Below are 14,693 nucleotides of genomic sequence, written 5' to 3'. Positions count from 1 at the left end.
GATGACACCAAAAAGGACTGGATTCCCGCCTACGCGGGAATGACATAAACGATCCATACAACAACGGTCCGTAGGTGGAATGACATGCTTATGTGCAATCAAACAATACAAACAATAATATGGAAGAAGACTTAAAAAAAACAGGTTATTTATTTGGCGGGAACGCCGTTTTTGTTGAAGAGCTATATAGGCAATATTTAGCCAATCCCGCCTCGGTTGTTCAAACTTGGCAAGAATTTTTTGCCGGCATTAAGGATAATAGTACCGTGCTTAATAAAAGTACGGCAAAGATAATTGTTCCTTATGAAATAAAAAAAGAACCGTTAAATAATAATCTATCTTCTGAAGTCTTAAATAACAGACACCTTGCCAAACCAGCTTATAGAGAGGAATTTAAAGGAAACACGGAACGCAGCACCGCAGCTTATATAGACATACGTGAGGATGCGAGTACCGGATCGACGTCTAAATTACCTCTAGAAGCGAAGTTTGGCAAGATGTCTAGTTTAAAAGCTAAAGAAATGATCAATGCTTATCGCAAGCATGCTCACTATTTAGCGAATCTTGATCCGCTTGGTCTTGAGCTACGTAAAACAAAAAACGATTTAAAGCTTAATATAGAAACTTTTGGTCTTGATAGCAGCCAGCTAGAAGAAAATATCAATATTACGGATGAATTTGTCGGTACTTGGAACTGTAAATTATCTGAATTAGTTACCAAACTCGATAAAACTTATACGGGTTCCATCGGGGTTGAATTTGAACAAATAGAAAATGTAGAAGAAAAAAATTGGTTATATAATAAGTTAGAAAGTGAAGTTACATTTTCTTCCGAAGACAAAAAAACTATCTTAAATGATTTATTAGAAGTAGAAGGGTTTGAGCAGTATTTACATACAAAATTTCCCGGAGCTAAGCGTTTTTCCGTTGAAGGCGGTGATGCTTCTATAGTTGCTATGAGTAGAGCTATAGATTTATCCATGAATCAAGGCGTTGAAGAAATCATTATCGGTATGGCACATCGAGGGAGATTAAACACTCTGACTAAAGTAGTAGGTAAGCCATATAAGGCTGTTATTGCGGGCTTCATAAGCGGTAGCGTATTTCCTGATGAGCTAAATGTTTCAGGTGATGTGAAATATCATCTAGGCTATTCGTCCGATAGAACTATAGATAACAAGAAAATACATTTATCACTAGCTGATAATCCTTCACATTTAGAAGCGGTAAATCCTATAGTTGCAGGGAAAGTAAGAGCAAAACAGGATATTCTTGTAGATACTAAACGCAGTAAAGTTAAGGCTATTTTAGTGCATGGTGATGCTGCTTTTTGCGGTCAAGGCGTAGTTGCCGAAAGCCTATCAATGTCACCGCTCACTGCTTATGATATCGGCGGAATATTACATTTCGTCATTAACAACCAGCTAGGTTTTACGGCTAATGCTGCGGATACTAGAGCTAGCAGATATTCTACGGAGTTTGCTAAAATCATCGCTGCTCCGATTTTACACGTTAATGGCGATGATATAGAGGCAGTGTTAAAAGCCAGCAATATTGCAGTAGAATATAGGCAAAAATTCGGTAAGGATGTTGTAGTCGAAATTATTTGTTACCGCAAATACGGGCATAATGAGGGCGATGAACCGATGTATACTCAAGGTAAGATGTATAACATTATTAAAAGCAAACCGACCCCTGGAAATATTTACGCAAATGAGTTAGTAAAAAGCGGTATAATTGATAATAATTATTTTGCTAAGTTAAAAGAAGAATTTAAAGCAAGACTAGATAAGGAATATGAGCAGGCAAAAAGTTATAAGCCGGAAGCACATTTCTTAGGTGGGTTATGGCAAGGCATTTCTCGCACCTCTACACAAGCTGCAATAACGGGCGTCGGGAAAAAAACATTACAAGATTTAGGAACTAAACTATGTGAAATACCGAAAGATTTTGCCGTTAATCCAAAACTTGTAAAATTATTTGAAGCTCGAAAAGCTACTCTGACTAGCGATCAGCCTATTGATTGGGCAACTGCTGAGCAGCTAGCTTTTGCAAGCTTGCTTAGCGAAGGCACAAATATAAGGCTAACCGGACAAGACTGCGGACGCGGTACTTTCTCGCATCGTCATTCAGTATTGCACAATCAAATTGACGATACTACCTATATACCTCTAAATAATTTATCTAAGACCCAAGCAAAATACGAGGTAGCCGATAGTAATTTATCTGAATATGCGGTACTTGGTTTTGAATATGGTTATTCACTCGCAAATCCAAAAAATTTAGTTTTATGGGAAGCACAATTCGGTGATTTCGCTAATGGAGCCCAGATCATTTTTGACCAGTTTATTTCAAGCAGCGAAACAAAATGGCTTCGTATGAGCGGACTTGTGGTTTTGTTACCTCACGCATTTGAAGGGCAAGGACCGGAGCATAGTTCGGCAAGGCTTGAGAGGTTCTTGCAGCTAGCGGCTGAGGATAATATATATGTTACATATCCAACTACTCCTGCCTCGATTTTCCACCTACTACGTCGTCAAATACTTGATGATACCCGCAAACCGTTAATCGTAATGTCGCCGAAATCATTATTACGTCATAAATATGCCGTATCTAAATTTAATGAGCTAAGCGAAAATACTACTTTCCTACCGGTTTTAGATGAAATAAATAAACTAGACACAAACAATATTACTAAAGTAATTTTATGTAGCGGTAAGGTATATTACGATCTATTTGAAATGCGTGGCAATAACAGTAATATAGTAATTATTAGGCTTGAGCAATTATACCCTTTTGAAAAAAAACTTGTAGCATCACTATTAAAAAAATATAATAGGACGCAGGAATTTATTTGGTGTCAGGAAGAACCAAAGAATATGGGAGCTTGGCGTTATATAGCTTCTTACTTAAATGATGCTTTAAAAGAAGCAGGAATTAATAATGAATTTAAATATGTAGGCAGAGAGGAATCGGCCTCTCCGGCAGTAGGCTCACTGCAAACACATAATAAACAGCAAGAGAAGCTATTAAAGGAAGCATTGGGGATGTGATTCTTGGGGTATATTGCCTAAGAATCGTCATTGCGAGCGACTGAAGGCGTTGCCCTCATGGATACCCGAATCGTCATTGCGAGGAGCGAAGCGACGTGGCAATCTCATCAAATCTCCTGAGATTGCTTCGGCGAATTACTTTGTAATTCTTCTCGCAATGACGATTTTAGTATCTACGCAACAATGTCTTCTCGCAATGACGATAAAAATATAGGAGTAAAATAAATTATGAGCGTTAAAATTATAGTACCGTCGCTTGGAGAGTCCGTAACGGAAGCAACTATTGCCAAATGGTATAAGAAAGAAGGTGATTCAGTTAAAACCGATGAATTACTGTTAGAAATTGAAACTGAAAAAGTAACTTTAGAAGTTAATGCTCCTTGTAACGGCACTATAGGTAAAATATCGAAAACTGACGGTGCAAATGTAGCAGTTGGCGAAGAAATAGGCGAAATAAATGAAGGGGCAGCTGCAAATACTGCCGGTACTAATAATGAATCTGCTAAAGCTCAAGCAGTTACGCAGCCTACTTCAGAAAAGCCTGTAGAGAAACCTGCCGTGGTTAATAATATTCTTGCTCCTTCCGTACAAAAATTAGTTACCGAAAATAAGCTTGATCCCAATAATATAAAAGGAACAGGTAGAGACGGTAGAATTACCAAAGGTGACGTACTTGAAACAATAAACACACCGTCTGCTGCTACTTCTACTCCTACATTAAACAAAACTAATGAAGAAAGAGTACAGCGTGTTCGTATGTCACGCTTGCGTAAAACTATTGCACAGCGTTTAAAAGATTCACAAAATACAGCAGCTATTTTGACTACTTTTAATGAAATTGATATGTCAAAAGTAATTGCCTTGCGTAATCAATATAAAGAAGAGTTTGAGAAAAAGCACGCTGTGAAACTTGGCTTTATGTCGTTTTTTGTTAAAGCAACAATTGAAGCTTTAAAGCTTATTCCGTCGGTAAATGCTGAAATAGACGGCGATGATTTAGTATATAAAAATTACTATGATATAGGTGTAGCTGTCGGAACAGAGCAAGGGCTTGTTGTACCGGTTGTTAGAGATGCCGATAAAATGGGATTTGCCGAAGTGGAAAAAGCTATAGGCACTTTAGCTAAAAAAGCTCGTGAGGGTAAGCTTTCTATGGCTGATTTGTCAGGGGGGACATTCTCGATTTCTAACGGAGGCGTATATGGCTCATTATTATCTACACCGATTATTAATCCTCCTCAATCAGGTATTCTAGGCTTACATAAAACCGAGGAAAGAGCTGTAGTTATAGACTGTAAAATTGAAATACGTCCGATGATGTATATAGCTTTATCTTACGATCATCGCATAATTGATGGGAAAGAAGGAGTATCGTTCTTGGTAAAAATTAAAGAGCTTATTGAAAATCCAGAGAAGTTACTACTGAATTTATAACAAATTGTTATACCGTGGCTTGTCCACGGTATCCAGAAAAATAACTTAGATGTAGATTGTTTTGATGCTTTTACTGGATGCCGTGGACAAGCCACGGCATGACAATCGAGAAAGGAAGTATATATTAATGATAAAATGTACTCGTCGTATTGAGTTCGATGCAGGACATAGAATTATAGGACATCAAAATAAATGTCAATTCCTGCACGGTCATCGCTATGTTCTTGAGATCGCTATAGCCGCAAACAAAACCGATAAACTTGGTATGGTAATCGATTTTGGTTTAATTAAGGATTTAGCTAAAAAATGGATTGATGAAAATTTTGATCATAGCTTAATCCTACATCAAGACGATAAGGAAATGGGGCAGCAAATAGAAAATTGTACCGGTCAAAAAATATATTACATGCAGAATAACCCAACTGCAGAAAATATAGCGACGCATTTAAAGGATGAAATTTTTCCTAAACTTTTCGTAGGGCAAAACTTCTTCGTAGCGAGCCTCAAACTATATGAAACACCTAATTGTTTTGTTGAGGTTTAAGCATGTATCTTTGTAAAGTGAAGAGGAGTCATACGAAGATCAACTTGGAAAAGAGCAAGGAATTTGTAAGCCGAGGAGCGGAGCGTACAAAAGTACGTGAGCATCCGAGGACTTACAAAGATGACGTAGCCAATTTTTCAAGTTCATCGAATATGCAAGATTGCTGTTTAATTTTAACTACTACTAATGATTTGCAAATTGCCGAGAAAATAGCATCTGTTTTGTTAGAATTAAATCTTGCTGCCTGCATTCAAATTGACGATGTCAAAAGTTACTTTAGATGGGATGGGAGAGTAACTTTAGAAACCGAATATAGACTTGTAATTAAAACAAAATCTTCTAATTATAACGAAATTGAAAATAAACTCCTTGAAATTCATAATTATGAATTACCGCAAATAATAAAAATAAATATTGACTATGGCTTTCAAAAGTACTTAGAATGGATTGACCAAAATAGTAATTAAACTTATAGTTGAGCAAATTTAAAAATTAAGTAAGTAAATTATGAAATTATGGCAAAAAGTTACCTTAGGGTTAATCTTAGGTATTATATTTGGTATATACTTACCACAATATGTTAATTATATTAAACCTATCGGTGACATTTTCTTACGCTTGATAAAAATGATCATTACCCCTTTAATTTTCTTTAGTTTGGTTTCCGGTATCACTAGTATGAATGATACTTCCGCCCTTGGCAGAGTAGGAATGAAAGCGGTAGCCGCTTTTTTAGGTACTACTTTTTTTGCCACGGTTTTTGGGCTTACTGTTGCCTTAGTATTAAAGCCGGGAGTAGGTATACATATAGATTTTACCTCTTCAGGAACGACAAGTAGAACTTCATTTAATATAATTGATTTTTTTGTAAATATCGTCCCTGATAATGCTGTTGGGGCTTTTGCAAACGGTGATGTCTTGCAAGTTGTATTTTTTGCTATTTTTGTTGGGATTACCTTAAACAAAATGAAATCTATCGGTGAACCTATTACTGATTTAATTCATGTAATGTCAAAATTAATATTAAAAATGATATCATTTGTTATTCAATTATCCCCTTACGGTGCTTTTGCTTTAACAGGCTGGATTGTAGGCATGCAGGGAGTTGAAGTAATGATTAGTTTATCGAAACTTGTTGTAGCGGTAGTTGTGGCGATGACATTTCAATATTTAGTTTTTGGCTTACTTATATATGTATTTTGCCGTGTTTCCCCTATACCTTTTTATAAAAAAAGTTTTGAATATCAGATACTTGCTTTTTCTACTTCAAGTAGTAAAGCAACTCTTGCAACTACTATGCAAGTTTGTCGTGAAAAGCTTGGCATTTCAGAGTCTAGTACTTCATTCGTACTTCCGATAGGGGCGTCAATTAATATGGACGGATTCGCCATAAATCTATCTCTTACTACTATATTCTTTGCTCAAATGATGGGAGTAACGCTTGCTCCTCACGACTATTTAGTAATTATTCTCACCTCAACACTTGGATCTATCGGCGGAGCCGGCATTCCCGGGGCCTCCTTGATAATGCTTCCTATGGTTCTTTCTTCGGTTCACTTACCTATAGAGGGAGTAGCAATTATTGCCGGTATTGACCGAATACTTGATATGCTACGTACTACTATCAATATTACCGGCGATGCAACAATTACTATGATTATAGATAACAGCGAAGATACTTTAGATAAGGAAGTATATTTATCTTAATTATATTAAGACCGGATATCTTGCGAGGAAATTGCATAGCAATTGACGAAGCAATCTCAGGAGTTTGTTATTATTTCATGAGTTTGCCACGCTCCTTACGGTCGCTCGCAATGACGATTTGGTATCCATACAACAACGCCTACAAGTTTGCAGGATGATAACGCTCAAATTTCTTTCCTCAATTTTTAATTTAAAAATGCTATTGACTTTAGAATCTAAAGTATGTATTACAATAGTTGTATTAACTTAAGGTTGAGGATATATGTTAAATTTCCTAAATAATACTGCATCACAAAAAAGATTTGTATCTATAAATAATAGAACTACGGCAAGCGATTTACCTAAATCGTTTTGGCATTCTATTGCTGAAAATAGCTGTGATATTAATTGGAAAAATATACCATTACAAAAAAGTCCTTTTCAGATTGTTACTACTCAGGGTTTAATTCAAGAATTGAAATCCAAAACCATAATTGAATTTGGAAGTTTTAAAGGAGCTTCCGCCCTTTGGTTGGCTGATATACAAAGTTTATCAGTAAAAGACGGTAAAGTTATTAGTATAGATATCGATTTTGAAAATATTGATCAAGCCGTAAAAGGTGATAATAGAATAGAATTTTTACAAGGCGATTCTAATAAAGTAGAGGCAATATTCCCAAAAGAAAAAATATCCGAAATAGTACATCCCATAGTTTTAATAGAAGATGCTCATATTAATACTATAGATATTTTAGAATATTTTCATAATAATATCTTTGAAGAATGGGATTATTTCATCATTGAAGATACTAATATTGACTATAATAATGCTTGCTATGATGTTTGGAGGAAAACTTTAGATGAAAAAACTTGTATAGCAAAATTAGAAAATTTAAACAATAAAATCGTTAGATTAACTAGCTGGTTGAAAGAAAAAAAAGATTTATATCTAGTAGATACAAAATATGTAGATCCTTTCGGTATTATTAATGCTTCTAAAAATTGGAACTCAGTCATAAAAAAGATTTAAAGATAATGACTGTGTATTATGAGAAAAGAAATTTATCTAAAAAATTTTAATATTAATAGCGATGAGGCTTTAAACAATTTTACTAAAAATCCATATAAAAAATATCGAACAAAAAAATTATAATATAATGACTCCCTATGACGGTGAGGTACGGGTTAGCGGAATAGAAGAGCTAATTTATCATATATATGGAGTAATAGGGATAATTGATAGTTTTCCTGTATTATATAAAGATAAAGATGAAGATAAGAATATTATTAGAGCAGTAGCACCAAAATATAATTCTCATAATGAACGTAGCTCTCAATCGCCGTATAATGATTTAGATTGGCATGTAGATGCTGCATACCGTCCAATGACAGAGAAGAGTGATAACTTATCTCCTATAGTTGACTATTTAATTTTTGGGATTGTACATAAAGGACATGAGAATCTACCTATAGTATATATTAGCCTTAAAGATATATTAAATCAATTGAGCTACCAAGATATCTTAATCGGGTGTAGTAATGAATTTACAGTAACAAGTGCAGATTCTTTTTCATGTAAAATATTAAGCAACAACATACCTTTATTAGTAGAACACGCTACCGGCTATTATAGCAGAATAAAAATGGATGCTATTCCTGAAACACAAAGAGCAGCAGGGTTTTTAAATAAAATTAGAGAAATCGTATATCAAGAATCTATTCAAAACTATATATATATATTACTTCCGGTGATATTGTTGTATTAAGTAATAAAACGGTTTTACATAAAAGAGATAGCTATAGTCCTAAATGGGATGGAAAAGACCGTTATTTTATTAGAATATATTCAGTGAAAGATATAAAGCAAGGTATATTAGCAAATTCTACTCAACCTTGGATATAGGTATAGTAACCATAATACAGCTAAATTCACAAAACTTCAGACAAGACAAATTTAAGGACAAGTCTGCAAAGCGTACATCAGTACAGACGAGTCCTGCAAAATTGCTTGTATCAAGCTTTGTGAATGACGCTGTGCTAGACGGTTTTATGTAAATCACATAAAAACGTTATTGCGAGCAGGCATTGTTGCGTGGACCGGTAAATGCTCTTTATGTCATTCCAGCAACGACGGAAATCCAGAAAATGACTGTCACCCCGTGGCTTGACCACGGGGTCCAATTTAAAATACTAAAATTTAGTATTTTTAAGTTGTATTTTTGGATACCGCAATCAAGTCGCGGTATGACAACGGTGGATTCCCGCCTACGCGAGAATGACATAGAGCCGGCTTTTTGAACCATGAAACAACGTCTACAGTCGCTCGCAATGACGGGGTGGTATCCACGCAATAACGCTATAAAAATTTTAAAAAAATTAGAATAGGTTTTTATCTTAACTTGTAAGATATAAATAGAAAAACTACCAAAATTTAACGGTGAGAATTGAAAAGCTTTTTTATTTCCTTTTCTTTATTTCTTGTCTTAATGCTATTTCTTTCTTTTATAATTTTCTGTTTAGTTTCAAACGGAGCAAAAAATAAAGCAGTATAATATTCTGCGTCAGAAGCATATAATTTTCTACTAGCATCCACTGCTATCCAATCTAAAGCTCTTTTTCCTTTAAAATCTTTAATTTTTTGATCTGCTCCATACTCTAATAAAATACGAACAGGTTCAACATTAAGATATGATGCTGCATACATAAGGGAAGTCATTCCGGTTTTAGAATTTTGAACGTTAGGATTAACACCTAGTTTAAGCAAAAGTTTTATTAAATCAGGATTATTTCTTTCTGCGGCTAGCATCATTCCGGTAATACCGTCTTCATATCTTAAATTAGGACTCATTCCCTGATTAATTAAAAATTCGGCAATTTCCAACTTCATAAATCCTATATTTATATGGATTAAACTCATGGATGCACCACGCTTTAATAAAAAATCGGCAATTTTTATATTATTATTCGATATAGCATAATCTAGAGGAACCCAACCCAAGCATGGTTGATTTACTCCGTATCCCTCATCTAATATCTTTTTTACTTCTTCAAGATTATCTGCCTTAATAGCATCCGCTATAGGTATAATTGGATTTCCGACTTTTTGATTATATTCAATACCATCCACATATATTTTTTGGGTCTTAAACTCCAGTTTACATTCCATTGCATGAATAGCAGGAATAATAAAAATAATTATAAACTTTAAAATTACTTGGATAATTTTCATATAATCAATCTAGGCACTATGTAGCTATGGAGCATTAAACCTTTATCGGTAAGATAGATGTTTTCATTTATTTTAATTAAATCTAACGCTTGATAATGCTTAAGATTATTCATGTCTAAAATATCCACTAATTTTGCATTTATTTTCTGCTCTAGTACCGCAATATTTATACCGCTTTTAAGGCGTAAACCCATCATTAACGTTTCTTCAATGATTTCTTGATGCGTTAACTTAGTATTAGTTTGAATACCGACATTTTTTGTGTTAACCGAGTCTAACCATTTTTCAGGTTTATGCCACATCATAATTGCCGATATCGAACTTAAAGTATCAATTATTCTACTATGAGCTCCAGGACCTATACCTAAATAATTATTATAATTCCAATAAGTCAAATTATGCAAACATTCCTGATTTGCTAGAGCATAATTAGATATCTCATATCTAAAATATTTTTTAGATTCTAGATAATGATTCGTCCATTCGTACATTTCAGCTGCCGCATCTGAATGCGGCAAAATCAGATTACCCTCCTTAAATAATTTATAAAAAAATGTACCTTTTTCGATAGTCAATTGATAAAGAGAGATATGGCCATTTGTGAGTTGCATAGCTTGCTTTAATTCTTCTTGCCAGCCTTTTAATTTCTGACCGCTACGTGCATATATTAAATCAAATGATACTCTTGGAAAAATCGAATTTGCTGCCTCAATTGTTTTGATGGCTTGCAAAGCATCATGAGTTCTACCTAATTTTTTTAAATCGTCTTCTTTTAAGGATTGTACTTCAATTGAAACACGATTAATTCCGGCGGATTTGAATGCTTTAAACTTCTCAGTTTCAAAGGATGTGGGATTAGTTTCTAGAGTTATCTCGGTTTGATTATCAATAATTGCTAGATTACTGATTTTATTTATTATTCCTGCAACGACTACAGGATTCATTAAAGAGGGAGTACCGCCGCCAAAAAAAATAGATTTAATGTATTTATTTTGAATAATATCCTTAAAATACTCTATTTCCGTTTCATAGGATTTAAGCCACTGATTATGATCTATAGTGCTTACCACATGAGAATTAAAATCACAATATGGACATTTTGACAAACAAAACGGCCAGTGAATATAAATGCTTAAATTATCTGCCGTCACTTTCATATTTTCTAAGAATTCAGGCAGTTTGTTGTAACTTCTCAATTTCTTCTTTTTTTAATCCGGTTGAAGCAATTATTAAGTCAGTTTTTAAACCGGCTTTGATTAAATTTTTTGCTATAATAATTTTTTCTTTTCTTCTGCCTTCTTGCAACCAATGTTCTACTATACTTCCCATAATTTTTTCTCTTTTTTTAGAATTTAATTTTGATTTAAGTATGTTTTCTACTTCCATTATATCACTTTGCTTAATCTTGGTCAAAGTATAGAATAAAATTAGCTCTATATAATCAATGCCAATATTAACTTTAGCAAATTTAGGTAAGAGATCAGCTATCTCTTCCCATCTTTTCAATAAATCACGTTCATGAATATGCTTCATGAAAAATTGTAAAATTCCGGACCAAGCATTTTTTTTCAATTCTTTATCAGATACATCATGCACGTTTATAAGTTGATAATCATTAGTCCAAGTAGCCTTTACCAATTCACTATTTTCAAATAATTCCCATAAATTTAAAGGAACATTATATTTTTGTATGCCGTTATAAAACACTAACGGATATATGAAAGGAAATTTCTTGCTTTTTGTTGTTTTCATATGATATTCGGCAATGTTTAATATATATACTCCGAAGTAAAATGAAGAGTCGGTAGACGAAGCTCAATTTGAAAAAGAGCAAGGAGTCTGTAAGCCGAGGAGCGGAGCATATACTAAATACGTGAGCATCCGAGGTCTTATAAAGACGACATAGCCAGTTTTTCAAATTGAGCGAGTATACTTAAACAAGCGAAAAGCTATGTAATAATCAGGTGTACTTTGATGTTCTAATAATAAAAATAAGTAACCGTCTTCACTATTAAATTTAACGGAAAATAAAATATCTAATATGGATTTCTTAAGTGTTTTATCTACAAAACTATCTTTTTCCATTTTAAGAGTTTTAAAAGAAACCAAACTTTGTATATGAGGCGGTAAGTGCATTTGAAAAAACTCTTTGGCAACTATTGGATTTTCAAATGCACTACGTATAATCTCATCGTGCTTAAGATTTTTAGACATAAATGTTAATGATATACTGCACTATAAATACATCATTAATAATACTTTTACAATTATAAATTGAGGTAAATTAAGCTTTACAATTTTTGTTTATTAATCCAATATATATCACTCAAATATAAAATTCTTGTACCAGAAGATTATAAGGATAAATATATTATGTACATAGAATAAAATTGATTAGCCGAGATTTCAATAATCAATATTTTTAATTTAAGAGATATTATTAAAATAATGAAAAAACTTACCTGTTATTTTACAATTATTTTATTAACCTTTTGCGTTCAGGCTATGGGAAATAATAATGAACAAATATATAACTCAAAAGACACTAAATTTTTAGAAGGAGCTGAAGCTCTAAAATGGGCAAAAGAGCGTACTGATAAAACAGAAAAAGCTTTCCAAGCTATGCCGGAATATAAACCAATAAAAAAAGAAACAGAATCTATTTTCTATGACCAGAGAAAAACTCCATATGGTATTATACGTAAAGGTTATGTGTATAATTTTTGGATGGATGATAAGAATCCCCAAGGGTTATGGCGTAGGACGTTAGTTGAAAATTACTCTAAAGATAAACCAAATTGGGAAGTTCTAATCGATTTTGATAAATTATCCAAAAAACTCGGTAAAAATAATGTATCGAGGTGGAAGTGATTGTTTTCAAAACCCTAATCGTTTCTTAATTACCATGTCATTTGGCGGTAAGGATGAGACTTTCTTTAGAGAATGGGATTTAGAGAAAAAAGATTTTGTAAAAAATGGTTTTGAGCCAAAAACAAGTAGCGGAAAATTACTAGAAGGTAAATTTACTGTCCCTAGTTGGGTTGACCAAGATACTATTATATTTAATCCAGTTTTACATAAAGAGGAAGTTACTGACTCTTTATATCCTAACTCACTCTACATATGGAAGCGAGGAGAACCTATAGAGAAAGCCAAAAAACTATTTGAAATACCAAAGAATTATATAGGTGTATCAGCCGGTAAACTTTTATCCTATAATATTTCTTCATCTTTAATATTTATATCTGCAGATAAGGATTTTTATAATTATGATAATTATATTTTAGATACTAAAGATGAGAGCTTAAAATTACAAAAAATAAATATGCCATTAGATGCAACACCTGAAGGTTCTTTTAAAGAATATGTATTTTGGCTGCTGCGTTCCGATTGGCAATTTAAAGATAGTAATATAAAAGCAGGTTCACTTGTTGCCATACACTAAGCTGATCTTCTAAAAGAAGATAACGATAAAGCCAGCTTAAAAATATTATTTACCCCAACAGAGAAGGAAGTATTTTATTTTGTAGGAATGACTAAAGATACAGTATTTTTAACTAGCTATGAGAATGTTATTTCAAAAGTAGTAACATTTACATTAGAAAATAATGAATGGACAAAACCGGTAACTTTAAAACTGCCTTATGAAAATGCAATTTTTGGTATGTTGTCTGATGATGAGGAAGAAGATGCACTAATTACTATAGAAAATTCTATAGTTCCTCCAACTATATATTTATGGGATAAAACTCATGAATTAAAAGTTATTAGAAAGCCTTTATATCCGTTTGATAGCAAAAATTATGTTGTAGGGCAAAAGGAAGCAACAAGTTCGGATGGAGTTAAAATACCATATTTTATTGTCTATAAAAAAGGTATAAAATTTGACGGTAAGAATCCAACATTACTTGAAGCATATGGTGGTTTTCAAGTAATCAACTCTCCATATTTCTCTCGCATGGAAAATGAAGTATGGGTTAAACATGGTGGAGTGAGTGTTCTTGCTAATATCAGAGGCGGCGGAGAATTTGGTCCTGAGTGGCATAAGGCGGCTCAAGGAATAAAACGTCAAACCGGCTTTAATGATTTTATTGCAGTAGCAGAGGATTTAATAAAGCAAAATATTACTAGCCCTGAGTGTTTAGGAATTAAAGGAGGAAGTAACGGCGGATTGCTAGTAAGTGTTGCAATGATACAGCGTCCCGATTTATTTGGAGCTATAGCGTGTGAAGTACCTATACTTGATATGGTACGCTATAAAGAATTCGGAGCAGGACATTCATGGATAACTGAATATGGAGTTCCGGAAAATCCAAATGATTTAGTACATATTAAAAAATATGCACCTTTAGAAAATTTATCTTTAACTCAAAAATATCCTACTATTTTAATTACCGGTTCAGTGCTTGATCAACGTGTACATCCATGGCATGCACGAATTTTTGAATATGTACTTGAGCAAAACCCAAACATTACAACTTATTTCTTAGAGAGTAGTGATAGCGGACATGGTAGCGGTAGTGACTTAAAAGACAGTGCTAATTATTTTATCAATATCTATACATTTTTTGCAAATGCTTTGAAATTGAAGATTGATTAAATTTTATTTCATGAGGGCATTGCCTGTGTGGATCAATTTCATCTCTGTCATCCCGTGAATAAATCACGGGATCCAGTTAAAAATACTAAAATTATTAGCATTTTTTATTACTTTTTCTGGATTGCCACGTCGCTTCGCTCCTCGCAA

At 33.5% G+C, this 14,693-nt stretch carries 10 protein-coding genes and 4 pseudogenes; 9 read left to right on the top strand and 5 right to left on the bottom strand.

Features of this window, described 5'->3' with window-relative positions:
* Nucleotides 1–119 precede the first annotated feature (119 nt).
* The 8 genes and pseudogenes from ACE38Q_RS07715 (at nt 120) to ACE38Q_RS07680 (ending at nt 8,483) form a co-directional block, all read left to right on the top strand.
* Nucleotides 120–3,053, top strand: a complete 2,934-nt coding sequence (locus ACE38Q_RS07715; protein WP_500191394.1) for a 2-oxoglutarate dehydrogenase E1 component — start codon at nt 120–122, stop codon at nt 3,051–3,053.
* A 65-nt stretch (nt 3,054–3,118) separates the two neighbouring features.
* Nucleotides 3,119–3,249, top strand: a pseudogene (locus ACE38Q_RS07710) (polysaccharide polymerase); the annotation flags it as partial.
* Nucleotides 3,250–3,281: 32 nt separating this feature from the next.
* The gene (gene odhB, locus ACE38Q_RS07705) at nt 3,282–4,487 is read left to right on the top strand and encodes a 2-oxoglutarate dehydrogenase complex dihydrolipoyllysine-residue succinyltransferase (protein WP_500191119.1); all 1,206 of its coding nucleotides are present in this window, start codon (nt 3,282–3,284) and stop codon (nt 4,485–4,487) included.
* 127 nt (nt 4,488–4,614) lie between these two features.
* Complete coding sequence (locus ACE38Q_RS07700; protein WP_041078891.1) at nt 4,615–5,031, top strand: 6-pyruvoyl trahydropterin synthase family protein; 417 nt, start codon at nt 4,615–4,617, stop codon at nt 5,029–5,031.
* Nucleotides 5,032–5,183: 152 nt separating this feature from the next.
* Nucleotides 5,184–5,498, top strand: a complete 315-nt coding sequence (gene cutA / locus ACE38Q_RS07695) for a divalent-cation tolerance protein CutA (RefSeq protein WP_500191389.1) — start codon at nt 5,184–5,186, stop codon at nt 5,496–5,498.
* 40 nt (nt 5,499–5,538) lie between these two features.
* Nucleotides 5,539–6,738 carry a dicarboxylate/amino acid:cation symporter gene (locus tag ACE38Q_RS07690; protein ID WP_500191113.1) on the top strand — a complete coding sequence of 400 codons (1,200 nt, stop codon included), beginning with the start codon at nt 5,539–5,541 and terminating at the stop codon, nt 6,736–6,738.
* 262 nt (nt 6,739–7,000) lie between these two features.
* Complete coding sequence (locus tag ACE38Q_RS07685; protein ID WP_500191110.1) at nt 7,001–7,747, top strand: CmcI family methyltransferase; 747 nt, start codon at nt 7,001–7,003, stop codon at nt 7,745–7,747.
* Between the two features lie 127 nt (nt 7,748–7,874).
* Nucleotides 7,875–8,483, top strand: a complete 609-nt coding sequence (locus ACE38Q_RS07680) for a cephalosporin hydroxylase (protein ID WP_500191107.1) — start codon at nt 7,875–7,877, stop codon at nt 8,481–8,483.
* Between the two features lie 902 nt (nt 8,484–9,385).
* Here the strand turns inward: ACE38Q_RS07680 and ACE38Q_RS07675 are convergent.
* From ACE38Q_RS07675 to ACE38Q_RS07655, 5 genes and pseudogenes are all read right to left on the bottom strand, one after another.
* A pseudogene (locus tag ACE38Q_RS07675) lies at nt 9,386–9,667 on the bottom strand (ankyrin repeat domain-containing protein); the annotation flags it as partial.
* A pseudogene (locus ACE38Q_RS07670) lies at nt 9,668–9,883 on the bottom strand (hypothetical protein); the annotation flags it as partial.
* A 59-nt stretch (nt 9,884–9,942) separates the two neighbouring features.
* On the bottom strand, nt 9,943–11,103 hold the full coding sequence (gene hemW / locus ACE38Q_RS07665) for a radical SAM family heme chaperone HemW (protein WP_500191385.1): 1,161 nt from the start codon (nt 11,101–11,103) through the stop codon (nt 9,943–9,945).
* Between the two features lie 13 nt (nt 11,104–11,116).
* The gene (locus ACE38Q_RS07660; protein ID WP_500191104.1) at nt 11,117–11,698 is read right to left on the bottom strand and encodes an Rpn family recombination-promoting nuclease/putative transposase; all 582 of its coding nucleotides are present in this window, start codon (nt 11,696–11,698) and stop codon (nt 11,117–11,119) included.
* Nucleotides 11,699–11,860: 162 nt separating this feature from the next.
* A complete protein-coding gene (locus ACE38Q_RS07655; RefSeq protein ID WP_500191102.1) occupies nt 11,861–12,160 on the bottom strand; it encodes an Rpn family recombination-promoting nuclease/putative transposase in 300 nt (99 codons plus the stop codon).
* Nucleotides 12,161–12,394: 234 nt separating this feature from the next.
* Here ACE38Q_RS07655 and ACE38Q_RS07650 point away from each other — a divergent pair.
* Nucleotides 12,395–14,546: pseudogene (locus tag ACE38Q_RS07650) on the top strand (prolyl oligopeptidase family serine peptidase).
* Nucleotides 14,547–14,693 lie beyond the last annotated feature (147 nt).

Source organism: Rickettsia endosymbiont of Thecocarcelia acutangulata (assembly GCF_964263195.1).
Lineage (GTDB): Bacteria > Pseudomonadota > Alphaproteobacteria > Rickettsiales > Rickettsiaceae > Rickettsia > Rickettsia felis.
This window is presented reverse-complemented; position numbering and strand designations above follow the sequence as displayed.